General features: G+C 67.0%; 23 protein-coding genes and 1 tRNA gene. 8 read left to right on the top strand and 16 right to left on the bottom strand.

Annotated elements, in window-relative coordinates; translation table 11 throughout:
- Window positions 1–105: 105 nt before the first annotated feature.
- The 8 genes from QKY98_RS06810 to QKY98_RS06775 all read right to left on the bottom strand — a co-directional run bounded on the left by QKY98_RS06810 (window position 106) and on the right by QKY98_RS06775 (window position 6,567).
- Window positions 106–867 (bottom strand): substrate-binding periplasmic protein, encoded by a 762-nt coding sequence (locus QKY98_RS06810; protein ID WP_027597483.1) that lies wholly within the window; start codon window positions 865–867, stop codon window positions 106–108.
- Window positions 868–916: 49 nt separating this feature from the next.
- A complete protein-coding gene (locus QKY98_RS06805; protein ID WP_027600694.1) occupies window positions 917–1,678 on the bottom strand; it encodes a substrate-binding periplasmic protein in 762 nt (253 codons plus the stop codon).
- Between the two features lie 29 nt (window positions 1,679–1,707).
- Entirely contained in the window at window positions 1,708–2,490 is a 783-nt protein-coding gene (hisF, locus tag QKY98_RS06800; protein WP_007159785.1) for an imidazole glycerol phosphate synthase subunit HisF, read from the bottom strand.
- A gap of 10 nt (window positions 2,491–2,500) precedes the next feature.
- Window positions 2,501–3,238 (bottom strand): 1-(5-phosphoribosyl)-5-[(5-phosphoribosylamino)methylideneamino]imidazole-4-carboxamide isomerase, encoded by a 738-nt coding sequence (gene hisA / locus QKY98_RS06795; protein ID WP_027597481.1) that lies wholly within the window; start codon window positions 3,236–3,238, stop codon window positions 2,501–2,503.
- Window positions 3,239–3,269: 31 nt separating this feature from the next.
- A complete protein-coding gene (locus QKY98_RS06790) occupies window positions 3,270–3,527 on the bottom strand; it encodes a DUF2164 domain-containing protein (protein ID WP_027597480.1) in 258 nt (85 codons plus the stop codon).
- On the bottom strand, window positions 3,527–4,165 hold the full coding sequence (gene hisH, locus QKY98_RS06785) for an imidazole glycerol phosphate synthase subunit HisH (protein WP_027600692.1): 639 nt from the start codon (window positions 4,163–4,165) through the stop codon (window positions 3,527–3,529). Before hisH ends, QKY98_RS06790 begins: the two co-directional genes overlap by 1 nt.
- Window positions 4,165–4,758 (bottom strand): imidazoleglycerol-phosphate dehydratase HisB, encoded by a 594-nt coding sequence (gene hisB, locus QKY98_RS06780; protein ID WP_007159790.1) that lies wholly within the window; start codon window positions 4,756–4,758, stop codon window positions 4,165–4,167. Before hisB ends, hisH begins: the two co-directional genes overlap by 1 nt.
- Window positions 4,759–4,902: 144 nt before the next feature.
- Window positions 4,903–6,567: an OFA family MFS transporter gene (locus QKY98_RS06775; protein WP_027600691.1), complete on the bottom strand. Its 1,665-nt coding sequence runs from the start codon at window positions 6,565–6,567 to the stop codon at window positions 4,903–4,905.
- A gap of 295 nt (window positions 6,568–6,862) precedes the next feature.
- Here QKY98_RS06775 and QKY98_RS06770 point away from each other — a divergent pair, with 295 nt between their 5' ends.
- The 4 genes from QKY98_RS06770 to QKY98_RS06755 all read left to right on the top strand — a co-directional run bounded on the left by QKY98_RS06770 (window position 6,863) and on the right by QKY98_RS06755 (window position 10,580).
- Window positions 6,863–9,088 (top strand): AsmA family protein, encoded by a 2,226-nt coding sequence (locus tag QKY98_RS06770; protein ID WP_284670561.1) that lies wholly within the window; start codon window positions 6,863–6,865, stop codon window positions 9,086–9,088.
- Entirely contained in the window at window positions 9,085–10,149 is a 1,065-nt protein-coding gene (gene mutY / locus QKY98_RS06765; RefSeq protein WP_027600689.1) for an A/G-specific adenine glycosylase, read from the top strand. The genes QKY98_RS06770 and mutY overlap by 4 nt, the downstream gene beginning before the upstream one ends.
- Window positions 10,146–10,418, top strand: coding sequence for an oxidative damage protection protein (locus tag QKY98_RS06760; RefSeq protein WP_027597475.1), 273 nt, complete (start codon window positions 10,146–10,148; stop codon window positions 10,416–10,418). Before mutY ends, QKY98_RS06760 begins: the two co-directional genes overlap by 4 nt.
- A gap of 86 nt (window positions 10,419–10,504) precedes the next feature.
- Window positions 10,505–10,580 (top strand) — tRNA-Phe (locus QKY98_RS06755).
- A gap of 187 nt (window positions 10,581–10,767) precedes the next feature.
- Here QKY98_RS06755 and QKY98_RS06750 read toward each other — a convergent pair.
- A complete protein-coding gene (locus QKY98_RS06750) occupies window positions 10,768–11,106 on the bottom strand; it encodes a cupin domain-containing protein (protein ID WP_077171075.1) in 339 nt (112 codons plus the stop codon).
- A 728-nt stretch (window positions 11,107–11,834) separates the two neighbouring features.
- On the opposite strand from QKY98_RS06750, the gene QKY98_RS06745 reads away from it, so the two are divergent.
- Window positions 11,835–12,170 (top strand): hypothetical protein, encoded by a 336-nt coding sequence (locus QKY98_RS06745; RefSeq protein ID WP_007159803.1) that lies wholly within the window; start codon window positions 11,835–11,837, stop codon window positions 12,168–12,170.
- A 263-nt stretch (window positions 12,171–12,433) separates the two neighbouring features.
- Here the strand turns inward: QKY98_RS06745 and sutA are convergent, their stop codons facing one another.
- The 4 genes from sutA to glnK form a co-directional block, all read right to left on the bottom strand.
- The gene (sutA, locus tag QKY98_RS06740) at window positions 12,434–12,766 is read right to left on the bottom strand and encodes a dormancy-specific transcriptional regulator SutA (protein ID WP_007159805.1); all 333 of its coding nucleotides are present in this window, start codon (window positions 12,764–12,766) and stop codon (window positions 12,434–12,436) included.
- Between the two features lie 71 nt (window positions 12,767–12,837).
- Entirely contained in the window at window positions 12,838–13,257 is a 420-nt protein-coding gene (locus tag QKY98_RS06735) for a secondary thiamine-phosphate synthase enzyme YjbQ (RefSeq protein WP_007159806.1), read from the bottom strand.
- Window positions 13,258–13,429: 172 nt separating this feature from the next.
- Window positions 13,430–14,770, bottom strand: a complete 1,341-nt coding sequence (locus tag QKY98_RS06730; protein ID WP_027597471.1) for an ammonium transporter — start codon at window positions 14,768–14,770, stop codon at window positions 13,430–13,432.
- Window positions 14,771–14,818: 48 nt separating this feature from the next.
- Window positions 14,819–15,157, bottom strand: a complete 339-nt coding sequence (gene glnK / locus QKY98_RS06725; protein ID WP_003096476.1) for a P-II family nitrogen regulator — start codon at window positions 15,155–15,157, stop codon at window positions 14,819–14,821.
- 393 nt (window positions 15,158–15,550) lie between these two features.
- Between glnK and QKY98_RS06720 the strand changes: the two genes are divergently transcribed.
- Both QKY98_RS06720 and QKY98_RS06715 read left to right on the top strand, forming a co-directional pair.
- On the top strand, window positions 15,551–15,850 hold the full coding sequence (locus QKY98_RS06720; protein ID WP_027597470.1) for an accessory factor UbiK family protein: 300 nt from the start codon (window positions 15,551–15,553) through the stop codon (window positions 15,848–15,850).
- A gap of 63 nt (window positions 15,851–15,913) precedes the next feature.
- Window positions 15,914–17,404, top strand: coding sequence for a YifB family Mg chelatase-like AAA ATPase (locus QKY98_RS06715; RefSeq protein WP_027597469.1), 1,491 nt, complete (start codon window positions 15,914–15,916; stop codon window positions 17,402–17,404).
- Here QKY98_RS06715 and QKY98_RS06710 read toward each other — a convergent pair.
- The 3 genes from QKY98_RS06710 to QKY98_RS06700 form a co-directional block, all read right to left on the bottom strand.
- Window positions 17,401–17,592: a hypothetical protein gene (locus QKY98_RS06710; protein ID WP_027597468.1), complete on the bottom strand. Its 192-nt coding sequence runs from the start codon at window positions 17,590–17,592 to the stop codon at window positions 17,401–17,403. The two genes, QKY98_RS06715 and QKY98_RS06710, sit on opposite strands and share 4 nt — an antisense overlap.
- Before the next feature lie 128 nt (window positions 17,593–17,720).
- Entirely contained in the window at window positions 17,721–19,691 is a 1,971-nt protein-coding gene (locus QKY98_RS06705; RefSeq protein ID WP_037006627.1) for a methyl-accepting chemotaxis protein, read from the bottom strand.
- 161 nt (window positions 19,692–19,852) lie between these two features.
- Window positions 19,853–20,782, bottom strand: coding sequence for a LysR substrate-binding domain-containing protein (locus tag QKY98_RS06700; protein WP_077171080.1), 930 nt, complete (start codon window positions 20,780–20,782; stop codon window positions 19,853–19,855).
- Between the two features lie 105 nt (window positions 20,783–20,887).
- Here QKY98_RS06700 and QKY98_RS06695 point away from each other — a divergent pair, with 105 nt between their 5' ends.
- The gene (locus QKY98_RS06695; RefSeq protein ID WP_267397676.1) at window positions 20,888–22,291 is read left to right on the top strand and encodes a NorM family multidrug efflux MATE transporter; all 1,404 of its coding nucleotides are present in this window, start codon (window positions 20,888–20,890) and stop codon (window positions 22,289–22,291) included.
- The last annotated feature ends 65 nt before the right edge of the window (window positions 22,292–22,356 follow it).

Below are 22,356 nucleotides of genomic sequence, written 5' to 3'. Positions count from 1 at the left end.
CACTGCCGCTGGCTGCGCCGCGGTCGTCAGTCCTGCGTCGATCCCGGTCTAGCCGCCTGGCCGATCCGGAATTCCTCGCGTCCACGCCCACCGCCGGGCGGCGCACTAGAGATAGTTGTTGGTGATGCTGTCGACCAGACCTTCCTGGCGCATGGCATCCAGGGCCTGCTGCAGGCGGGTCACCACCTCGTCGGGGGTGTCCTTGTTCAAGGCCAGGTAGAGGTCGGATTCCTGGAAGCTGAGCAGGGTCTGCAGATTGCTGACGCCCTGCTGCTTGGCCAGGTAGCGGGCGACCACGTCGGTGGTGGCCCAGACGTCGATCTCGCCCTTCTGCAACTTGGCGATGTTCTCCTGATCACGCAGGGCATCGATGGGAACGATGCCCTTCTCCTGGATCATCAGGCTCACCGCGGAATTCTTGTAGGCACCGACGCGCAGCCGGGCCGCCGTGGCCAGGTCCGGCACCTTGAGGGTGCTGCCGGACAGCGCCATGAACACCTTGCGGGTCTTGCCCAGCGGCCCGACCCACTTGAACAGCGGCAGCCTCGATTCGGTGCGCGACACGGAGAACAGCGCGTAGTTGGGGCTCTCCAGGGTCAGGTTGTAGATGCGATCCCAGGGAAAGCGCAGCGAGAGGTTGTAGTCGATCCCGGCGCGCTTGAACATTTCGCGCACCAGATCGGCGCTGATGCCGTCGATGGCATCGTCACGCGCGAAGTTCTTGTCGTCCACCGCCATGTTGAAGGGCGGGAAGTTCTCGGTCAGCAGCACCACGCGATAGCCCGCTGGCAATTCCGCCCGGGCCGTCCCCAGGCCCAGGGTGCAACTCAACAGTACGGCGGCGATGGCCAACCAGGACTTGCGCATAGCTCTCTCCTCAGGCGACCGTCCGCGCCGATCGCTCGGCCCGCCGGGATCACAGATAACGATTGAAGATGGTCTGAACCGCGCCGCTCTGGCGCATCTCGTCGAGGGCCTTTTGCAGCTTCTGTACCACCTCGTCGGGGGTCTGCTTGTTCAGCGCCAGGAACAGCTCGCCGCTGTTGAAGCGCAGCAGCATCTTGAGTCCGGTCACGTCTTCCTGGCGGGCCAGGTAGCGGCCGGCGGGATCGCCGGTGGCCCAGACATCGATCTGCCCCTTGACCAGGCGCTGCACGTTTTCCTGATCGCGCAGCGCGAGATCCGGCTGGAAGCCCTGCTGGGCGAGACTCTCGGCGATGGCGTCGCCCTTGTAAGCGCCGATCTTGAGCTGCTGCTTGCGGACGTCGTCCAGGCTGCGCAGCTGCAGGTGGCTGTCGGCGCGCCCGAGCAGCACCCAGTCGTCCGGACCGATGGGGCCGACCCACTTGAACAGCCCCTCGCGCTCGGGCAGCCGGGCGGTGACGAAGACCCCATGGTCGGGCTGATCCAGGGCCATGCCGTAGATCCGCTCCCAGGGAAATCTCAGGGTGAGGTTGTAGGAGATGCCGGCGCGCTGGCACATCTCGCGGACCATGTCGACGGCGATGCCCTTGAGCTCGCCCTCGCGAGCGAAGTTCTTGCCATCCACGGAGAAGTTGTAGGGCGGGAAGTTTTCCGTCAGCAGCGTCAGCTGATAACCCGCCGGTAGCTCCGCCCTGACCGCAGTCGTCGATACCAGCAGCAAACCGGCCAAGCAGGCCCAGATTCCCTTGCGCACGCCCCTCTCCCTGCCGGCACCGCCGGTGCTTAAGATTTTGTGGAGCGTATCACAATCCCTTTTTCGGCCAGGTACCGTTTAGCCTCGGGAATGGTGCATTCGCCGAAATGGAAGATGCTCGCCGCCAGCACCGCAGAGGCCTTGCCTTCGAGGATGCCGTCGGCCAGGTGCTGCAGATTGCCGACGCCGCCGGAGGCGATCACCGGGATGCCCACCGCCTCGCTGACGGCGCGGGTCACGCCTAGGTCGAAGCCGTTCTTCATGCCGTCCTGGTCCATGCTGGTGAGCAGGATCTCGCCGGCGCCCAGGCCTTCCATCTTCTGCGCCCAGGCCACGGCGTCGAGGCCGGTGGGCTTGCGTCCGCCATGGGTGAAGATCTCCCAGCGCGGGGTTTCGCCGGGGCCGCTGACGCGCTTGGCGTCGATGGCCACCACGATGCACTGGGAACCGAAGCGCGCCGCGGCCTCGCCGACGAATTCCGGGGTGAAGACCGCCGCGGTGTTGATCGACACCTTGTCGGCGCCGGCATTGAGCAGGTTGCGGATGTCCTGCACGGTGCGCACGCCGCCGCCCACGGTCAGCGGGATGAACACCTGGCTGGCCATGCGCTCCACGGTGTGCAGGGTGGTATCACGACCCTGGTGGCTGGCGGTGATGTCGAGAAAGGTGATCTCGTCGGCGCCCTGCTCGTTGTAGCGGCGGGCGATCTCCACCGGATCACCGGCATCGCGGATGTTCTCGAACTTGACGCCCTTGACCACGCGGCCATTGTCCACGTCCAGGCAGGGGATGATGCGTTTCGCCAGCGCCATGACTGAGTCCTCAGACCTTGAAGTTGTCGCACAGCGCCTGGGCCTCGGCGACGTCGAGGGTGCCCTCGTAGATCGCCCGACCGGTGATGGCGCCGATGATGCCCGGGCTGCGGGCGTCGAGCAGGTTCTGGATGTCACCCAGGTTGTGGATGCCGCCGGAGGCGATCACCGGGATGCTGGTGGCTTCGGCCAGGGCGCGGGTGGCCGGCACGTTGCAGCCCTGCATCATGCCGTCGCGGGCGATGTCGGTGTAGACGATGGCGCTGACGCCGTCGGCTTCGAAGCGGCGGGCCAGGTCGGTGACCTGCAATTCGCTGACCTCGGCCCAGCCGTCGGTGGCGACGAAGCCGTCCTTGGCGTCCAGGCCGACGATGACCTTGCCGGGGAAGGCGCGGCAGGCTTCAGCGACGAATTCCGGCTGCTTGACCGCCTTGGTGCCGATGATCACGTAGCTGACGCCGGCGCGGACATAGTGCTCGATGGTCTCCAGCGAGCGGATGCCGCCGCCGATCTGGATCGGCAGGCCGGGATAGCGCTTGGCGATGGCGGTCACCACCTCGCCATTGACCGGCTGGCCTTCGAAGGCGCCGTTGAGATCCACCAGGTGCAGCCGGCGGCAGCCACCGTCGACCCACTGGGCGGCCATGGCCACGGGATCGTCGGAGAACACTGTGGAATCTTCCATGCGCCCCTGGCGCAGGCGGACGCAGGCACCGTCCTTGAGGTCGATGGCGGGGATGATCAGCATGGCAATACCTTGGCTCGGGGGTGAGGGCGATCTAGGGCTTTTCCAGCGCCCAGATGTCGCTTTCCAGGCTGTCGACACGCTCCCTGAGCAGGGTCTGCACGTCGGCAACCGCCTTGTTGTAGTACAGCGGCCCGCACTCGCGGGCGAAGAAATCCAGCAGTTCCTCGACTTCGAACCGCCCCAGGCAGACCTCGAAGCGGTCGTCCAGCAGGGTCTGCAAGGCCGTGACCAGGCGCTGGCTCTGCTCGGGTTCGAGCGTCACCAGCGGCGCGGGCGGCTTGCGCGCCATTACCAGCGGCCGTCCCAGGCGAGGAAGTTGGCATAGAGCTGCAGGCCGCAGTCGGCGCTCTTCTCGGGGTGGAACTGGGTGGCGAAGCGCGAGCCGTCGGCCAGCGCCGCGGCGAAATCCAGGCCATAGTGGCCGCGCCCGACCACCTGGCGCGGATTGCCGGCCTCGACATAGAAGCTGTGCACGAAATAGAAGCGGGCGCGATCGGGGATGCCGTGCCAGAGCGGATGGTCGAGCACATGGCTGACCTCGTTCCAGCCCATGTGCGGCACCTTGAGGCTCTCGCCCTCTTCCTGCATGCCGCCCGGGAAACGCCGTACGGCGCCGGGGAACAGGCCGATGCAGTCCACGCCGCCGTTCTCTTCGCTGCGCTGCATCAGCGCCTGCATGCCGACGCAGACGCCGAGGAAGGGGCGGTCCTGGCTGACTTCACGGACCAGCTCATCGATGCCCTGGCGGCGGATCTCGGCCATGCAGTCGCGGATGGCGCCGACGCCGGGCAGGACGATGCGGTCCGCCTCGCGGATCACCGCGGGATCGCCGGTCACCAGTACCTGGTGGCTACCGGCATGCTCCAGGGCCTTGGCCACGGAGTGCAGGTTGCCCATGCCATAGTCGATGACGGCTACCGTCTGCATCACAGGCACCCCTTGGTGGAGGGCATGACGCCGGCCATGCGCGGGTCTTCGGCAAGGGCCATGCGCAGGGCGCGGCCAAAGGCCTTGAACACCGTCTCGATCTGGTGGTGGCTGTTGACGCCGCGCAGGTTGTCGACGTGCAGGGTCACCTGGGCGTGATTGGTGAAACCCTGGAAGAATTCGAGGAACAAATCGACGTCCATGCGGCCCACGGTGGCGCGGGTGAAGGGCACGTTCCAGTGCAGCCCGGGCCGGCCGGAGAAGTCGATGACCACCCGCGACAGGGCTTCGTCCAGGGGCACATAGGCATGGCCATAGCGCTGGATGCCCTTCTTGTCACCGACCGCCTTGGCGAAGGCCTGGCCGAGGGTGATGCCGATGTCTTCCACCGTGTGGTGGTCGTCGATGTGCAGGTCGCCGCGGCAGTGGATATCGAGGTCGATCAGCCCGTGGCGGGCGATCTGGTCGAGCATGTGCTCGAGGAAGGGGACCCCGGTGTCGAAGCGCGCTGCGCCCGTGCCGTCCAGATCCAGGGATACCTTGACCTGGGTCTCCAGGGTGTTGCGCTCGACGGTTGCCTTGCGTTCGGCCATAGCCTGCTCCGCGAAAATCGGTGGGCGAAAGGGCCGATATTATAGGGGCGCGGGGGCTGGATCGAAAGCGCGGCGGGACGAGGCGTCCCACCGCGAGGGGCGCCCGCGTGGGGACGCCCCATTACCGTCCGGTTCGGCTGTGACTCAGCTGAACAGGGCGGCGGTCTTTTGCAGGGTGATCCAGATGCCCCAGGCCAGCGGGATGCCCACGGCCAGCCAGGCGGCGATGGCCAGCGGCTTGGTCTTGGGATCGGCGCTCCACTCCAGCACCTGGGCGCTGCCGGCGTTGCTGTCGTGGCCATTGGCGCGCTCGACGGCGAGTTCGGCTTCGGTCATGAAGTGCTTGTCGGCCACCGGACGCACCATCAGGTTGCAGATGAAGCCCAGCACCAGCAGACCGGCCAGGATGTACAGGGTGATGTCGTACACCTGGGCGCGGGGGATGCCCATGCTCAGCTGATACTCGCGCAGGTAGTTGACCAGCACCGGACCGAAGACGCCGGCGGCGGCCCAGGCGGTGAGCAGGCGACCGTGGATGGCGCCGACCATCTGGGTACCGAACAGGTCGGCGAGGTAGGCCGGCACGGTGGCGAAACCACCGCCGTACATGGACAGGATCAGGCAGAAGGCGAAGACGAACAGCGCCACGCTGCCCAGGTGACCGGTCCAGGGCACGATGGCATAGAGCACGAAGCCCAGGGTGAAGAAGACGAAGTAGGTCATCTTGCGGCCGATGTAATCGGAGAAGGATGCCCAGAAGAAGCGACCGCCGATGTTGAACAGGCTCAGCAGACCGGTGAAGCCGGCGGCGATGGCGGCGATCTGCTTGAGCTGATCGGCGCTGAGTTCACCGTAGGCCAGGCCGTTGCCCAGCAGACGACCACCGAAGACTTCCTGCAGCAGCGGCGACGCCATGCCGAGGATGCCGATGCCGGCGGTCACGTTCAGGCAGAGCACGGCCCAGACCAGCCAGAACTGCGGGATGCCCCAGATCTTGCTCACGTGGACGTGGCGATTGGTGATCATGGCGTTCTGCGCCTTCTTGGTCGAAGGCGTCCAGCCGGCGGGTTTCCAGCCGGTCGGCGGTACGCGATAGCCCAGGGCACCGCTCATCATGAACACGAAGTAGACCACCGCCATGACCAGGAAGGCCTGCCAGACGCCAACCTCGGTCGCCGAGGCGAAGTGGCGCATCAGCAGGTCGGCCAGGGGGGCACCCACCATGGCGCCGCCACCGAAGCCCATGATGGCCATGCCGGTGGCCATGCCGCGCTTGTCCGGGAACCACTTGATCAGGGTCGACACCGGCGAGATGTAGCCCAGACCCAGACCGATACCGCCGATCACGCCCGAACCCAGCCACAGCATCCAGATCTGGTGGGTATAGATGCCCAGGGCGGAGATCAGCAGACCACCGCACCAGCACAGGGCCGAGACGACCCCGGCCTTGCGGGGACCGGCGTGTTCCAGCCAGCCACCGAACAGGGCGGCGGAGCAGCCGAGGAAGATGAAGAACAGGGTGTAGATCCAGCCGAGCTGGGAGATCTTCCAGTCACAGGTGGCACTGAAGATCTGCTCGAAGAAGCCCATCTCGACCGGGCAGGCCACGGCGGCGGTGATGCCGATCGCCTTGGACAGCGGCAGCCAGAAGACCGAGAAGCCGTAGGCCATGCCGATGCACAGGTGGATGGCCAGGGCGGCCGGCGGGACCAGCCAGCGGTTGAAACCGGGCCGGGCGACGATGCGCTCCTTGGAAAGGAAAGCCGGACGTGCCGAAGCGACACCGCCAGCAGTGAGAGTAGTGCTCATGGGTTCAGCCCTTTTCTAGTGTATAGCGTCCAGGCCGGTGGACATTCCCTGCACGCTTCCCCTTAAACGAGTCAAAGAAACGGCGCCAACCGACCAGAGGTGCGCGACATTAAAGCGCACCCTGGCCAACTGCCAGCCCTGCTGATTTACCAGGGTACGGGCGGCATCAGTCATCCGACGAAACGGGCGAGTACCACTGCTGTCACAGCGCCGACACCTCGATGTCATCGGGGCCGGCCGAGCCCCTATACTGGCCAGTCGCGCCATCGCCCGCCGGAACAGGAATTTCCTCGTCATGAAAGCTTTCGCCAAAGTGCTGGGTATCGTCCTCGTCGGCCTGCTGCTCCTGCTGGTCGCCGTAGGCTTCGCCCTCACCCACCTGGTCGATCCCAACGACTACAAGGACGAGATCCGCCAACTGGCGCGCGACAAGGCCAACGTCGACCTGCAACTCAAGGGCGACATCGGCTGGAGTCTGTTTCCCTGGCTGGGCGTCGAATTGCACGACGCCACCCTGGCCAGCGCCGCTACCCCGGATCGCCAGCTGGCCCAGGTGCAGCGACTGATCCTCTCGGTCCGCCTGCTGCCGCTGCTGCTGCGGCGCGACCTGGAGATGAGCGACATCAAGATCGACGGCCTGGACCTCACCGCCAGTCGCGATGAGCAGGGCCGCACCAACTGGGCCGAGATCGGCCGCCCGGCACCCAAGGCGGACACGGGCGCCGCGCCTACCGACACCTCAGGCGGCGCCTCCGCGCCAGGCGAGCCGAGCGCCGGTCGCCAGCCGCTCAAGCTCAACGTCGAGAGCCTGACCGTGCGCAATTCGCGGGTCGAATACAGCGACGCCCGCAGCGGCGCGCGCTATGCCTTCGACGGCATCGACCTGGAGACCGGGGCCATCTATGCCGGCACCGCCATTCCCATCAAGCTGGCCGGCACCGCCAGCACCACCCAGCCGCCGGTCAACGCCACCGTGCTGCTCAACGGCAAATTCCGCTTCGATCCCGCCAACCAGCAGTACGCCCTGGACGACCTCCAGCTGACCGGCGACGCCAGCGGCGAGCCCTTCAACGGCAAGCTGGTCAACTATTCCGCCAGCGGCCAACTGGCCGTCGACCGCCGCGCCCAGACCGCCGAGTGGACCAGCCTCAAGCTCACCGCCAACGACCTCAAGGCCCTGGGCGATCTCAAGCTCACCGGCCTGGAAAGCGATCCGCAGCTGGCCGGACGCGTCTCCATCGCTCGCCTCGACCTGCGCGCCTTCTTCGACAGTATCGGCGTCGAATTGCCGGCCATGGCCGATGCCAAGACCCTGCAGCGCTTCGAGATGAATGCCCAGGTGCAGGCCAGCCGCAACGCCCTGGCGCTGGACGATTTCAATTTCCAGCTGGACGACAGCACCCTCAAGGGCCGGGTCGCGGTAGCCGACATCGCCCGCCGCGCCCTGCGCGTCCAGCTCAGCGGCGACCGCCTGGACCTGGATCGCTACCTGCCGGCCAAGGCCGCCGCGGCGCGCCAGGCCAATGGCGCGCGCCAGGAAGAGGTCGCCCAGGTCGATGCCATCGCCACCCAGGGCAATTCGCCGCTGCCGGAGGCCCCGACCCAGCACGCCTGGAGCCAGGAGACCCTGCTGCCGGTGGAGCGCCTGCGCAGCCTGGACGCCGAGGTCGATCTCGGCCTGCAGCACCTGACCCTCAATCGCCTGCCCTTCGAAGGCGCCAGCCTCAAGGCCAGGGCCGCTGATGGCCAGTTGCAGCTCAGCGCCCTGGAAGGCGAATTGTTCGGCGGGCGCTTCGCAGCCGAGGGCGCCCTCGACGTGCGGGGCGTCCAGCCGCAACTGACCGCCCGCGAGCGCATCAAGGGCGTACCGGTGGAGCGCATCCTCCAGGCCCAGGGCCAGAAGCCGCCGGTGGAAGGGCTGCTCGACCTGGACGCCGATCTGCGCAGTTCGGGCGCCAGCCAGCGCAGCCTGATCGACAACCTGGGCGGTACCGCGCGCTTCGCCCTGCGCAACGGCCAGCTGATCGACGCCAATGTCGAAAGCCAGCTGTGCCAGGGCATCGCCCTGCTCAATCGCAAGCCGCTGGAGCTGCCCCATGGCGGCCAGAACACCCCCTTCCGCCAACTGAGCGGCAGCCTCAGCATCGTCAACGGCGTGGCCCGCAACCAGGACCTCAGTGTCAGCGTGCCCGGCCTTGCGGTAAAGGGCGCGGGCGACATCGACCTGCGCACCCTCGGTCTCGACTACCGCCTGGGCATCACCGTGCAGGGCGACACCAATGCCGCTGCCGACCCCGGTTGCCAGGTCGGCGAGCGCTATGCCGACATCGAGTGGCCCCTGCAGTGCCGCGGCCCCCTGGAACTGGGCGCCAAGGCCTGTCGCCTGGATCGCGAAGCCATGGGCCAGATCGTCGCCCGCGCCGCCGGCAATCGTCTGAACGAAAAAATCGAAGAGAAGCTCGGTGATAAGATCAGTCCCGACATCCAGAACGCCATCCGAGGGCTGTTGCAACGTCGATGACTGATGACGACTTTGGTACCGCCGTGCTGGCCTGGTACGACCTGCACGGTCGCAAGGATCTGCCCTGGCAACAGGCCGTGACGCCCTATCGAGTCTGGGTCTCGGAGATCATGCTCCAGCAGACCCAGGTCGCCACCGTGCTGGGCTATTTCGATCGCTTCATGCAGGCGCTGCCCACCGTCGAGGCGCTGGCCGCCGCCCCGGAAGACGAGGTCCTGCACCTCTGGACCGGTCTTGGCTACTACAGCCGCGCGCGCAACCTGCACAAGGCCGCCAAGACCGTGGTCGAGCGCCATGGCGGCGAATTTCCCCGTAGCGTCGAGGCCCTGGCCGAGCTGCCCGGCATCGGTCGCTCCACCGCCGGCGCCATCGCCAGCCTGAGCATGGGCATCCGCGCGCCGATTCTCGACGGCAACGTCAAGCGCGTCCTGGCCCGCTACACTGCCACCGCCGGCTATCCCGGCGAACCCGCCGTGGCCCGCCGCCTCTGGGACGTGGCCGACCGGCTGATGCCCCGCGAGCGGGTCGGCCCCTACACCCAGGCGATGATGGACCTGGGCGCCACCCTCTGCACCCGCAGCAAGCCCAGTTGCCTGCTGTGTCCGGTCAAGCCGGGCTGCCGCGCCCACCTGCTGGGCCAGGAAACCGAGTTTCCCACGCCCAAGCCGCGCAAGACGCTGCCCCAGCGGCAGACGCTGATGCCGCTGTTCGTCAACGACGCCAACGCCGTGCTGCTGCAGCGCCGCCCCTCGACCGGTCTCTGGGGCGGTCTCTGGGGGCCGCCGGAGGTGGCCGACGTGGCCGAGCTCGAAGCCCTCGCCGAACGCCAGGGCCTGGTCATCGACGAACGCCAGGCGCTACCTGGCCTGGTGCACACCTTCAGTCACTTCCAGCTGGCCATCGAACCCTGGCTGGTCCAGGTGGACCACCGCCAGCACCGCGTGGCCGAGGGCGACTGGCTTTGGTATAACCTCGCCTCCCCGCCGCGCCTGGGCCTTGCCGCCCCGGTGCAGAAACTGCTCAAGCGCGCCGAGCAGGCGCTCAAAGGAGAACCCGCATGACCCGCACCGTGATGTGCCGCAAGCACAAGCAGGAGCTGCCTGGCCTCGATCGTCCGCCCTATCCTGGCGCCAAGGGCGAAGACATCTATCAGCACGTCTCCAAGCAGGCCTGGGAAGAGTGGCAGAAGCACCAGACCATGCTCATCAACGAGCGTCGGCTGAACATGATGAACACCGAGGATCGCAAGTTCCTGCAGGCCGAGATGGACAAGTTCCTGTCCGGTGAAGACTACGCCCAGGCCGAGGGCTACGTACCCCCCAGCGCCTGAGTCGACGGCTAACCGCCCGAAAAATCTAAATTTTTTTGGGCTCACTGTTGACACAAGGTCGAGAAACGCTTTTAATGCGCCCCGTTGCCCAGGTAGCTCAGTTGGTAGAGCAGGGGATTGAAAATCCCCGTGTCGGCGGTTCGATTCCGTCCCTGGGCACCAAGACAAGCTTCCGGATCCTGCGGGATCTGGAAATCAGAGAAACCGGCCTAGCGCCGGTTTTTTTGTGCCTGCGATTCCTACCCGCTCGCGTCCAAACCCCGGGCGCGTCCCTTCCCTGCCGCCCAGAACGTCTTTGCAACGACCCGCGCTGCGGGCGCCTGGTCTGAAGAGTTCGGTACCGCCCTGCTCACGCGGGTGCTGGAGCCCCGTCCACCGCACCGAGATGGATCGCCAGCCACACCGTGGCGACCGCGGGATCGGTGTAGGTCACCCAGTGCTCGACATCAGCCGGGATGAACAGCGTATCGCCCGGTTCGAGTGCCACCTCCCGCCCCTCCAGGGCGATCCGCGCGGCGCCCTTCAGCAGCAGCACCCATTCCTCATGGGCCTGCCGCCAGGGCGCCGCTGCCGGCGTCGTCTGGCCCTGGGAGACGATCCGCTCTATACGACAGCCGGGCCGCTCCAGCAGGGCCGTGAACACCTCCGTCGCGGAGGCATCGGGCAGGTCGCGAAACAGATTGCTCATGACGTTTTCCCTCCGGGGCTGGCGCCAGGGCGCCGAGGTCATCCAGCCTGCACCGGTCCGCACGGGCGCTCAAGCCGCGCAGGGCTCCTCCGCACTCGGAGCCCGCGGCCAGGCCACCGGGTCCGCGGCTATTTGCGGTCAGGAGTGCGATCCGCCCGACGGTTTCAGGAGGTCGTTTCCCGGCTGTAGGGGATTTCGGCGATGATCGATCGCAGCAGTGGCAGCCCGTCCAGGGTGCTGCTCGACCTTGGCTGACCGCTGTGGTCAGCTGGACTTCGCACCAGGCGCACGGAGGCGCTCGCTGCATGCCCATTCCCTCGCTTCCCCTCGTCGCTCCCGCTCTGCCCGGCGCTCTCCCCCAGGACGCCGTCGCTCAACCCGGCCCGCGCGCCGTCGAGCCCGCCGCACCCTTCTGGCTCAGGCTCCTGAGTGGCGTCAGCCGCTGGTTGAACCGGTTGTTTCTCAGCCTGGTCATGGCGCTGATCGGCTTTACCCTATGGCACTGGTGGCAGGGATGAAGCGGCGTCTGGATCAACTTGAGTTGACCATCCTGATGTGCGGCATCGGCCTGCTGGCCATGGCGCTCATCGTCGCCGTGGGCATGCAGGGCCTGGACTGGGCCTGAGCCTACGGGCGGCCTTACCAGACCTTTACCTGGCCTGACGTCCGCTGACCGCCAAAGGTGTTTCATGGTGACGCGGCCCATCGAGCGCCGCGAGGAGAGCACCATGGCATCGCGAGCGTCGTTGATTCTGCTGTTGACCGCCACCCTGACCGCCAGCGGCCTGGCCGCCGCCTACGAGGGCCCCGAGCGTGGGCAACCTTGGGCAGGCGGCCCCGCAGCCGTCGCCGAGGGCGGCGAATTCCTGCCGGCGGGCGAATTTCGACGGCATCACCGGCACCACCCCTATTACCGCAGGGATCGCTATCCCTACAGCTATTACCAGCCCTATCCGCAGCCCGGCTATGCCGCGCCCCATTGGCGGCCGGCGCCACCGGGCTACTACCCCTACCAGCCGGCCTATGAACCCCGTCCCTATTACGGGCCCCCGCGCCATTGGTGAACTGCTTGGCATCACGACGGCGAGATGATGGCCTTTTGCGATGAGCCACACAGGGAGATGTTTGCCAGAGGAGCAGAATGCCATCACCCATTAGGCTTTAGGGCGCTGCCAACATGTATGAGAGAGATGATGTAATCTGCATGGCTTGCCTTGCGACCATGGCTGCAGCCTTCACCGGCTTCATCATGGTGATGGCGCTGTTGTGATCGCCAGATAGACGAAACCCCGCCGAGGCGGGGTTTCGAAGGCGGTATGGCACGGTCCTAGATGGGACGACTGCCATATTTGCTGTCGGGCTTCTTCGGCGGATCGGCGACCACATTGGCGTCGATTTCCTGCACCTTGCCACCGCGGGCCAGAAAGTCCTGCATGGCCTTTTCCAACGCATCCCGCTCGCGCTGCTTGGCTTCCACCGAAGGCAATTCCTCGGGCTCGGCTTCACGCTTCTTCTTGGCCTTGCTCCCGGACGCGGGCGCTTCGCTGTCCCCGCTTTCCTCTTGCTCGGCGTCGTCGGTTGCGGCAGCGAAGTCTTCGTTATCGCCCTCTTCTTCCGCGCCTGTCTCCAGGTCGTCCTGCTCCAGATCTTCGTCGCTCATAAACCGCCTCCACACACTTTGGCAAAATCGGACCGCGCGTTTTGACGCGGCCTCCTAAAAAAAATTCCTGGCTATTCGCCCTGCAGCGTCGCGATCAGTCGCCGTGCGCCACCCTGGTCGCGATGCTCGCCCAGGTAGATGCCCTGCCAGGTTCCCAGGGCCAGGCGACCCGCCTGGACCGGCAGACTCAGGCTGCAGCCGAGCAGACTGCTCTTGAAATGCGCAGGCAGGTCGTCCGGCCCTTCATAGTCGTGTTCGTAACCGGCCTGTCCCTGGGGCACCAGCTGGTTGAAGAACCGCTCGAAGTCGCGGCGTACCGCCCCATCGGCATTCTCGTTGATGGTCAGCGAGGCCGAGGTGTGCTGCAGCCAGAGGTGCAGCAGGCCGATCCGGCACTCGCCAAGCTCGGGCAGCTGCTCCAGCACCTCAGCGGTGACGAGATGGAAACCACGCGCCCGCGCGCGCAGGGAAAAGCTCCGCTGCAGCCACATGAACAACCCCCGCCGACTGACTGGGCGCGCATTCTAGCGCGACGATCGGAAAAGCAAAGCGGTGATTGCACACCGCTTGCGTGCAGTCTAGACACAGCAGGATGGCGGTTGTTCCAGCCGTATGGCGGACATGAAAAAGGCGCCTCGCGGCGCCTTTTTCCAGAGTGGTGGCTTACAGGTTGTAGCCACGCTCGTTGTGCAGGGTGAGGTCCAGACCTACGGTTTCCTCTTCTTCGTTGACTCTCAGACCCATGACCACGTCCAGCACCTTGAGGATCACGAAGGTGACGATGCCGGTGTAGACGATGGTGAAGGCCACGCCCTTGAACTGGATGAACAGCTGGGCGCCGATGTCGGTAACGGTGCCGAAGCCACCCAGGGACGGAGCGGCGAAGACACCGGTCAGCAGGGCGCCGACGATGCCACCGATGCCGTGCACGCCAAAGGCGTCCAGGGAGTCGTCGTAGCCGAGCTTGCGCTTGAGGCTGGTGGCGGTGAAGAAGCAGATCACGCCAGCGGCCAGGCCGATGATCAGGGCGCCCATGGGGCCGGCGGTACCGGCGGCCGGGGTGATGGCGACCAGACCGGCGACCACGCCGGAAGCGATGCCCAGGGCGCTCGGCTTACCGTGGGTGATCCACTCGGCGAACATCCAGCCCAGGGCGGCAGCTGCGGTGGCGATCTGGGTGGTCAGCATGGCCATGCCGGCGGTGCCGTTGGCGGCGGCGGCGGAACCGGCGTTAAAGCCGAACCAGCCGACCCACAGCATGGCGGCACCGACCAGGGTGTAGCCCAGGTTGTGCGGCGCCATGGGAGTGGTGGGATAGCCCTTGCGCTTGCCCAGGACCAGGGCCGCGACCAGACCGGCCACACCGGCGTTGATGTGCACCACGGTGCCGCCGGCGAAGTCCAGCACGCCCCAGTCCCACATCAGGCCGCCGTCACCGCTCCAGACCATGTGGGCGATGGGGGCGTAGACGAAGGTGAACCACAGGCCGGTGAAGACCAGCATGGCGGAGAACTTCATGCGCTCGGCGAAGGCACCGACGATCAGCGCCGGGGTGATGATGGCGAAGGTCATCTGGAAGGTGACGAAGACGCTTTCCGGGAACAGGGCGGTAGCCGAGGTCACGGCATCATGCTGCAGGCTGGACAGGAAGGCCTTGCCCAGACCGCCGATGAAGGAATTGAAGTTGGTGACGCCCTTCTCCATGCCGGTGGTGTCGAAGGCCAGGCTGTAGCCGTAGACCATCCACAGGATGCTGACGAGACCGGTGATGGCGAAGCACTGCATCATCACCGAGAGGACGTTCTTGGCACGCACCATGCCGCCGTAGAACAGCGCGAGACCCGGGATGGTCATGAACAGCACCAGGGCCGTCGAGACCAGCATCCAGGCCGTATCCCCGCTGTTGATGGCTGGTGCCGCAGCCGCTTCCTGGGCCATGGCCAGGCCCGGCAGCGCTACGAAAGACATGAGGGCTCCTAGCCCTGCGTAGGTGCGCAGAGTCATCGTTGTTTCTCCTGGGGCTCGTGTGGGGTTGGGCGGTCGGTTAAGGCGTCAGATGGCGTCTGTGTCGGTTTCGCCGGTGCGGATGCGGATGGCCTGCTCGAGATTCACCACGAAGATCTTGCCGTCACCGATCTTGCCGGTGTTGGCGGCCTTGGTGATGGCCTCGATGACGCGGTCGAGCTGATCGTCGGCGATGGCGACGTCGATCTTGACCTTGGGCAGGAAGTCGACGACGTATTCGGCGCCGCGATAGAGCTCGGTATGGCCCTTCTGACGGCCGAAGCCCTTGACCTCGGTAACGGTGATGCCTTGCACACCGATCTCGGACAGCGACTCACGCACGTCGTCGAGCTTGAACGGCTTGATGATGGCGGTGACTAGTTTCATGAACTTCTCCCGATTGAGTTGACTGGCCCCAGGAAAACAAACCCCGGTCCAAGTCTAGCGCAGTGACCGTCTGTTTAACCGTTGGCGTGGTAATCGCCGCGGTCACGGCAGAAGCGGCCAGAGCGCGCCTCCACCCCAGGCGCCCTCTGACGCCCGTCTCTGCATCGGCAGTAGCAGAAAGCTTGCCAGGTTTGTGAAGGCGTACGGATTTCGAGCGCCAGCCCGGCTGGCGCGCCTCCTGAAGGGGCAGGACCTGGCCCTGCGGGCAGGACTTTGCACCAACAGCGAACAGCTCTGGGCTGGGACTGGCACCAAAGCGGTGCAAGGCCGCTGCCGGAGGGCCGGAAGCCCGCTGTGCTACACTCGAGCTTTGATCCATTGCAGGGGATAACCATGTCCACGACCCGTTCGCTGTTCGATTCCCTGACTCAGCAGGCCAGCCGGCTGTTCGGTCAGGACTCGCCGCTGCCCAAGGCCGAGATCGAAAGCCAATTCAAGGCACTGCTGCAAGGCGCCCTGAGCAAGCTCGATGTGGTCAGCCGCGACGAATTCGATGCCCAGATGGCCGTGCTGGCCCGCACCCGTGCGCGCCTGGAAGCCCTCGAAGCGCGCCTCACCGAGCTGGAAAAGCCGCAAACCGCCGAGGTCAAGCCGCCGGTTACCCCGGCCACGGACGTCGCGCCCGCCGACTGATCCCCAAGGGCGCGCCAGGATGGTGCAGCCCTGAGTCTGGCGAATCACGATCAAGGAGAGATCATGTCGCTTGCCCTCGTTCATACCCGCGCCCAGGTGGGCGTGGAAGCGCCGCCAGTGGTCGTCGAGGCGCACCTGGCCAACGGCCTGCCCGCCCTCACCCTGGTCGGGCTGCCGGAAACCGCCGTTCGCGAAGCCAAGGATCGGGTGCGCAGCGCCATCCTTAATGCCGGCTTCGAATTCCCCAGTCGCCGCATCACCCTCAATCTCGCGCCCGCCGACCTGCCCAAGGACGGCGGGCGTTTCGATCTGGCCCTGGCCATCGGCATCCTCGCCGCCAGCGGGCAGTTGCCGGCACAGGGCCTCGACGGCTACGAGTGCCTGGGTGAACTGGCCCTGTCGGGCGCGGTGCGGGCGGTGCGCGGCGTGCTGCCCGCAGCGCTGGCGGCCCGGGCCGCCGGGCGGATCCTGGTGGTGCCCCGCGCCAATGCCGAGGAAGCCTGCCTGGCCAGTGGTCTCAGGGTGCTGGCGGTCGATCACCTGCTGGAATTCGCCGGTCACCTGAGTGGCCAGGCCGTACTGGCCCCCTATCAGCCCAGCGGCCTGCTGCGCACCCCGCTGCCCTATCCCGATCTCGCCGAGGTCCAGGGCCAGCAGGCGGCCAAGCGCGCCCTGGTGGTGGCCGCGGCCGGTGCCCACAACCTGCTGCTGGCCGGCCCACCGGGAACCGGCAAGACGCTGCTCGCCAGTCGCCTGCCGGGACTGCTGCCGCCCCTGGACGAAGAAGAGGCGCTGCAGGTGGCCGCCATCCATTCGGTGGCCGGCCCCGAGCCGCTTGAACACTGGCCGCAGCGACCCTTTCGCCAGCCGCATCATTCGGCGTCCGGTCCGGCGCTGGTGGGCGGTGGCAGCCGTCCCGGTCCCGGCGAGATCACCCTGGCCCACCGCGGGGTGCTGTTTCTCGACGAGTTGCCGGAATTCGATCGCAAGGTGCTGGAGGTGCTGCGCGAGCCCCTGGAGAGTGGCGAGATCGTCATCGCCCGGGCGCGGGAGCGGGTGCGCTTTCCGGCGCGCTTCCAGCTGGTGGCGGCGATGAATCCCTGCCCCTGCGGCTATCTGGGCGATCCCAGCGGCCGCTGTCGCTGCAGCCCGGAGCAGATCCAGCGCTATCGCGGCAAGCTCTCCGGTCCGTTGCTGGACCGTATCGACCTGCACCTGACCGTGGCCCGCGAGCACCTGCGCCTGGGCGCTTCAGTGGTCAGCGAACTCACCACGGCGGAGGCCGCACGCCAGGTGGCCGACGCCCGCGCCCTCCAGCTGGCGCGCCAGGGTCGCCCCAACGCCCTGCTCGGTCTCGATCAGCTGCACCAGGTCTGTGCCCTTGGCGAGGCCGATCAGCGCTGGCTGGAAGGTGCGGGGGAACGCCTGAATCTGTCCCTGCGCGCCCTGCACCGGGTGGTCAAGGTGGCCCGTACCCTGGCCGATCTCGCCGGCGAGGACGAGATCCAGCGACCGCAGCTGGCGGAAGCCCTGCAGTATCGGGCGAGTCACTAGGCGCCGGCAGGCGGGCCGTAGTGGCGTGGCGGCTCCTGCAGGCGATCGCGCAACGCCTGGTTTTCCTGCGCCAGCTCGAAGCACATGGCCCGCCACTGGTGGGCCAGCTCGCGATAGTCGTCCCGCTCCGCCCGCAGCGTGGTCAGCATGCGTTCGACGGCCTGCACCGCCTCGTTGGATACGCCCATGACACCCCTCCTCTTATACTGTATTTGCATACAGTAGTCAGAGTATTGCGGCCAGGCAAGGGCCGAGGTGCGCAGGAATGAAAAAGGGAGGCCTGAGCCTCCCTTTCGCTGCTGCCGGAAAGGTCCGGTCAGCTGAAGCGCCCTACTTCGGCGCTCAGGTCTTCCGCCAGATGACGCAGCTCGCCCGCCGTACCGGCCAGCACCTCGGCGGCATCGCGCTGAGCGGCGTTGTCCACGGCGATCGCCTGGATGTTGCGACTCAGGGCGGTGGCGGTGGTGCTCTGCTCGGCGGTGGCCTGGGCGATGCCGGAGAATTGCTCCACCGCCTCGGCGACCTGCTGGTCGATGCTGCGCAGCGCCTGGGCCACGTCGGCGTTACGCGCCAGGCCCTGCTCCATGAGGCGATTGCCTTCGTCGATGGCGCCCATGGCGCGCTGGGTCTCGCCCTGCACCGCGCCGATCATCTGCGAGATCTCGCGGGTCGCTTCGCTGGTGCGACCGGCCAGCTGCCGGACTTCGTCGGCGACCACGGCGAAGCCGCGGCCCTGCTCACCGGCCCGCGCGGCTTCGATGGCGGCGTTGAGCGCCAGCAGGTTGGTCTGCTCGGCGATCCCGCTGATGACGCCGATGATGCCGCCAATCTGCTGGGAGCGGCCGTCCAGGCCCTTGATGAGTTCCGCGGTGCTGGCCAGGGAATCGGCGATCTGCTCCAGGGCGCCCGAGGCGCCCTGCATGGCCTGGGTACCGGTGCGGGTCTGCTGGGCGTTTTCCTGCACCAGACGCTCGGTGCGCTGCATGCCGTCGGCGATGTTCTGGGCGGTGGCGCTGAATTCCTCCACGGCGCTGGCCATGCTGTCGATCTGGCTGGACTGCTCGGCGGAGCGTCTCAGGGTCTGGTCGGACAGCTGGCTCAGTTGCTGGGAGCGCTCGGTGACCGCGCGCGAAGAGCCACGGACCTGCTCGACGGTGGAGGCCAGGGCATCGGCCATCTGGTTGAAGCTCCGGGCGAGTTCGCCGATCTCGTCGTGGCTGCGCGCCTCGACCCGCACGCTGAGTTGACCGCGACCCAGGGCCTGGGCCCGCTCCACCAGCTGGCCCAGCGGCTTCAGCTTGTGGCGCAGCAGGACGACCGAGGCGAGTACCGCCAGCACCAGGGCGATCAGGCTGCCGATGGCCAGGCGCAGGCCCACGGCGTGCACCGGCGCGTCCAGCTCGGCCTTGGGCAGGGTGGCGACCACGGTCCAGCCTTCGCCGGCGACCGGCGCGCTGACGCTGAGGAAATCCTCGTTGCCGTCCTGCCAGGTGTGTTCGTGCTGCTTGGGATCGTTCTTGAGGGCGGCGAGGAGCTCGTTGGCCTGCTTGGCATTGGCCGGCGGCACCAGCCAGTTGCCCTGCTCGTCGAGCAGGGCCAGGGAGCCGGTCTCGCCGATGCGCAGCTGGGTCAGCTGGGCCATTTGCTGGGCCTGGGCGTCGGTGTAGTCGAAGCCGACGAAGAGCACGGCGATGACCTTGCCGGCGCCGTCGCGGACCGGGGTGTACTGGGTCATGTAGGAGCGCCCGAACAACTGGGCGCGCCCGACGTAGTTCTGGCCCTGCAGCAGACCGGCATAGGCCGGGTGCTTGCGATCGAGCTGGGTACCGATGGCGCGGCTGCCGTCCTGCTTCTTCAGCGAGGTGGTGATACGGGTGAAGTCGTCGCCATCGCGCACGAAGATGGTAGCGACGCCACCGGTCAGCCGGGTGAAGTCGTCGACCTGGCTGAAGTCGCTGTTCAGCGCCTGACCGGCGAACAGCAGCGCGGGGGCCGTGGCGCTGCCCAGGGGCAGTCGCTCGCCGGCCAGGCTCAGGCCGCCATCGAAGCGGCGCTCGAACAGATTGGCCAGGCGCTGGGTGCTGATCTTCAGGGTGCTTAGAAAGGTCTGCTGCTGATCGGAGAGCAGTCGGGCCTCGCTGCCCAGGTGCTTGCGCTGGGTGCCTTCGATGGACACGCTCAGGGCATGGAGGGCGAACAGACAGCTGCCGGCGATCACGACAATCAGTACCAGACTGAGGGCCAAGGCAAGTTGTCGGGCGATACTACGACGCGGGGAAATGACCATAGGGGGCTCCAAAGCGCCTACATCCCTGTAGGGCAGTACGAATTTGAGGGCAAGGGCTATATCAGGCGACCGACCGCTCTAGGGCGGTCTTCTTAGGGGTTAACTGTTATCTTATCGGCAGAGGTACGATGAACTAAAGCCAATGACAGCAGTCTGGCGCCTTATTTATGGCGAATGACCTCCGGAAGGCTCTGGGACGCCACTTCCCTCTGCAAGAAGTCAGCCAGCTGGCGAAAGCGCGCCTGCCCCCGGCGATTGCGCGGCCAGACCAGGTAATAGGCATCGCCGCTGGCCACCGCCTCGGGCCAGGGCAAGGCGATGAGTCCGGCCGCCACGTCTTCGGCCAGCATCACCAGATCGCCGATGGACACCCCGTAGCCCCGCGCGGCAGCGGCCATGCCCAGCTCCAGGGTGTCGAACACCTGGCCACCCGTCAGGGGCACCGCCTGAGTCAGGCCCATGGCCTGCAGCCAGCGGCGCCAGTCGCGGCGGTCGAAGGTGGGATGCAGCAGCTCTTCCCGCTGCAGGCGCGCCGGGTCCCAGACGCCTTCACGCGCGGCGGCCGGCGAGCAGACCGGCACCAGCCACTCCTCGAACAGCGGCACCACCTCCCAGTCCGCCGGGAAGCGGCCATCACCGAGCAGCACCGCGCAATCGAAGGGCTCGTGGACGAAGTCGACCCGGTCGCTGGCCATCCAGACGCTGGTAAGCTGGATGTCCAGTTGCGGACTGAGCTGGCGAAAGCGCGCCAGCCGCGCCAGCAGCCAGCGCAGCGACAGGGTGGTGGGCGCCTTGAGTCTCAGGGTGCCCTCGGCCACGGCGAGATTGCCACAGGCCCGCGCCAACGCCTCGAAGCCCTCGCTCAGCCCCGGCAGGAGCAGCTTGCCGGGCTCGGTCAGCGCCAGCTGACGGCCGGCGCGCTCGAACAGGCGGCAGCCAAAGGTCTCTTCCAGCGTCCGCACATGGCGACTGACCGCACTCTGGGTCAGCGACAACTCCTGAGCCGCGCGGGTAAAGGAGCCATGGCGAGCGGCGGCCTCGAAGGCGCGCAGGGCATACAGCGGCGGCAGCCGCGAGGGGACGTCGGGCATGACTCTGACTCATGGATGGCATGGCTATTTTCCGATTGTGGAAGGCGCGACCGCATCCAACAATGAGTTCTTGTCAAAGTCGGCCCTGCTCAGCGAGATCCACCCATGTCTCTGCCGCGTCACGAGTTGCTCGCGCTGTTGCGCCTCGCCCTGCCCCTGATCGGTGCGCAGCTGGCCTATGTGGCCATGGTCTTCACCGACACCCTGATGATGGGCCGCCTGGGCCCGGCCGCCCTGGCCGGTGGCGGCCTGGGGGCGGCGGTCTATTCCTTCGTCTCGGTGATCTGCGTGGGGGTGATCACCGCAGTGGCCAACCTGGCGGCCTTGCGCCGGGGCGCGGGCGATACCGAGGGCGTGGCGGCGGTGACGGCGGCCGGGATCTGGATCGCCGCGGTGCTGGCACTGCTGGCCGGCACCCTGCTGTGGCATATCGAGCCATTGCTGGCCCTGGCCGGCCAGCCGGAAGAGAGTCGCCAGGCGGCCGGCGTCTTCCTGCGCTGCCTGGCCTTCGCCCTGCCCGGCCATCTGCTGTTCATGACCCTGCGGGGTTTCACCAGCGCCCTGGAGCGCCCCGGACCGGTACTGACCATCGTGCTCGGCGCGGCGGTGCTCAATGCCCTGTTCAACCTGGCGCTGCTGCACGGCTGGGGCGGCCTGCCGCAACCCGGGCTGCCGGGCATCGGCGCGGTGACCGCGGTGGTGATGAATGGCGCGGCCCTGGGCCTGGCGCTGTATATCTCCCGCCATCCGGCCTATGCCGCCTATCCCCTGCGCCGCTATCTGCGCCGCCCGGATCGTCGTGCCCTCGCCGACACCCTCGGCCAGGGCCTGGCGATCAGCGGTACCTATGCGGTGGAAGCCTGCCTGTTCCTCTCCGCGGCGCTGTGCATGGGCGCCCTCGGCGCCACCGCCCTGGCGGCCCACCAGATCGCCAATCAGCTGGTGTATCTGGTGTTCATGTTGCCAGCCGGCCTCTCCTACGCCACCAGCATCCGTATCGGCCAGCACCAGGGCGCCGGGCGGCCGCGCGAAGCCCTGCTGGTGGGGCGGCTGGCCATCGGCGGCGGCGCGCTGGTGATGCTGGGCATCGCCCTGCTGTTCTGGAGCTTTCCCACCTGGCTGGTGGGGTTGTTTCTGCCGGATGGCCACAGCCCGGTCAGCGAGCTGGCGCGGCAGCTGGTGCTGATCGCGGCGGTGTTCGTCATCTTCGATGGCACCCAGAGCATCGCCCAAGGGGCTCTGCGCGGCATCCGCCAGGCGCGCCTGGGTTTCTACGGCGGCTTGCTCTGCTACTGCCTGATCGGCGCCAGTGGCGCCTGGCTGCTGGGCGTCCGGTTGGGTATCGGCCCCCATGGCGTCTGGTGGGGCCTGGCATTCGGCCTGGCCTGTGCGGCGCTGCTGCTGACCGGCGCCTTCGAGTGGCTGATGCGGCGGCAGTTGGGCGCAGGTGCCGTGCAGGACCTGTCGGAGCCGCTGGCCGCGCCGCGTGGCCTGGCGCAAGACGGCTGAGCGCTGCGGCAGCCCAAGCGTTTTACCAAGTGGTCCACCCTTGGGGCCTGCGCTAGACTAGCCAT

The organism is Pseudomonas sp. HR1 (assembly GCF_030175875.1).
Lineage (GTDB): Bacteria > Pseudomonadota > Gammaproteobacteria > Pseudomonadales > Pseudomonadaceae > Chryseomonas > Chryseomonas oryzihabitans.
Note: the sequence above shows the minus strand (reverse complement) of the source record. Positions and strands in the feature narration are given on the sequence as shown.

Excerpts from the sequence above, each read along its gene's own strand:
- QKY98_RS06700 (WP_077171080.1), bottom strand. The coding sequence starts at position 20,782 with ATGCCCGACGTCCCCTCGCGGCTGCCGCCGCTGTATGCCCTGCGCGCC.
- QKY98_RS06775 (WP_027600691.1), bottom strand. The coding sequence starts at position 6,567 with ATGAGCACTACTCTCACTGCTGGCGGTGTCGCTTCGGCACGTCCGGCT.
- QKY98_RS06705 (WP_037006627.1), bottom strand. The coding sequence starts at position 19,691 with ATGGTCATTTCCCCGCGTCGTAGTATCGCCCGACAACTTGCCTTGGCC.
- QKY98_RS06720 (WP_027597470.1), top strand. The coding sequence starts at position 15,551 with ATGTCCACGACCCGTTCGCTGTTCGATTCCCTGACTCAGCAGGCCAGC.
- glnK (WP_003096476.1), bottom strand. The coding sequence starts at position 15,157 with ATGAAACTAGTCACCGCCATCATCAAGCCGTTCAAGCTCGACGACGTG.
- hisA (WP_027597481.1), bottom strand. The coding sequence starts at position 3,238 with ATGCTGATCATCCCCGCCATCGACCTCAAGGACGGTGCCTGCGTCCGC.
- QKY98_RS06715 (WP_027597469.1), top strand. The coding sequence starts at position 15,914 with ATGTCGCTTGCCCTCGTTCATACCCGCGCCCAGGTGGGCGTGGAAGCG.
- mutY (WP_027600689.1), top strand. The coding sequence starts at position 9,085 with ATGACTGATGACGACTTTGGTACCGCCGTGCTGGCCTGGTACGACCTG.
- QKY98_RS06770 (WP_284670561.1), top strand. The coding sequence starts at position 6,863 with ATGAAAGCTTTCGCCAAAGTGCTGGGTATCGTCCTCGTCGGCCTGCTG.
- QKY98_RS06710 (WP_027597468.1), bottom strand. The coding sequence starts at position 17,592 with ATGGGCGTATCCAACGAGGCGGTGCAGGCCGTCGAACGCATGCTGACC.
- QKY98_RS06790 (WP_027597480.1), bottom strand. The coding sequence starts at position 3,527 with ATGGCGCGCAAGCCGCCCGCGCCGCTGGTGACGCTCGAACCCGAGCAG.
- QKY98_RS06730 (WP_027597471.1), bottom strand. The coding sequence starts at position 14,770 with ATGACTCTGCGCACCTACGCAGGGCTAGGAGCCCTCATGTCTTTCGTA.
- QKY98_RS06810 (WP_027597483.1), bottom strand. The coding sequence starts at position 867 with ATGCGCAAGTCCTGGTTGGCCATCGCCGCCGTACTGTTGAGTTGCACC.
- QKY98_RS06745 (WP_007159803.1), top strand. The coding sequence starts at position 11,835 with ATGGCATCGCGAGCGTCGTTGATTCTGCTGTTGACCGCCACCCTGACC.
- QKY98_RS06695 (WP_267397676.1), top strand. The coding sequence starts at position 20,888 with ATGTCTCTGCCGCGTCACGAGTTGCTCGCGCTGTTGCGCCTCGCCCTG.
- hisF (WP_007159785.1), bottom strand. The coding sequence starts at position 2,490 with ATGGCGCTGGCGAAACGCATCATCCCCTGCCTGGACGTGGACAATGGC.
- QKY98_RS06750 (WP_077171075.1), bottom strand. The coding sequence starts at position 11,106 with ATGAGCAATCTGTTTCGCGACCTGCCCGATGCCTCCGCGACGGAGGTG.
- hisH (WP_027600692.1), bottom strand. The coding sequence starts at position 4,165 with ATGCAGACGGTAGCCGTCATCGACTATGGCATGGGCAACCTGCACTCC.
- hisB (WP_007159790.1), bottom strand. The coding sequence starts at position 4,758 with ATGGCCGAACGCAAGGCAACCGTCGAGCGCAACACCCTGGAGACCCAG.
- sutA (WP_007159805.1), bottom strand. The coding sequence starts at position 12,766 with ATGAGCGACGAAGATCTGGAGCAGGACGACCTGGAGACAGGCGCGGAA.
- QKY98_RS06735 (WP_007159806.1), bottom strand. The coding sequence starts at position 13,257 with ATGTGGCTGCAGCGGAGCTTTTCCCTGCGCGCGCGGGCGCGTGGTTTC.
- QKY98_RS06760 (WP_027597475.1), top strand. The coding sequence starts at position 10,146 with ATGACCCGCACCGTGATGTGCCGCAAGCACAAGCAGGAGCTGCCTGGC.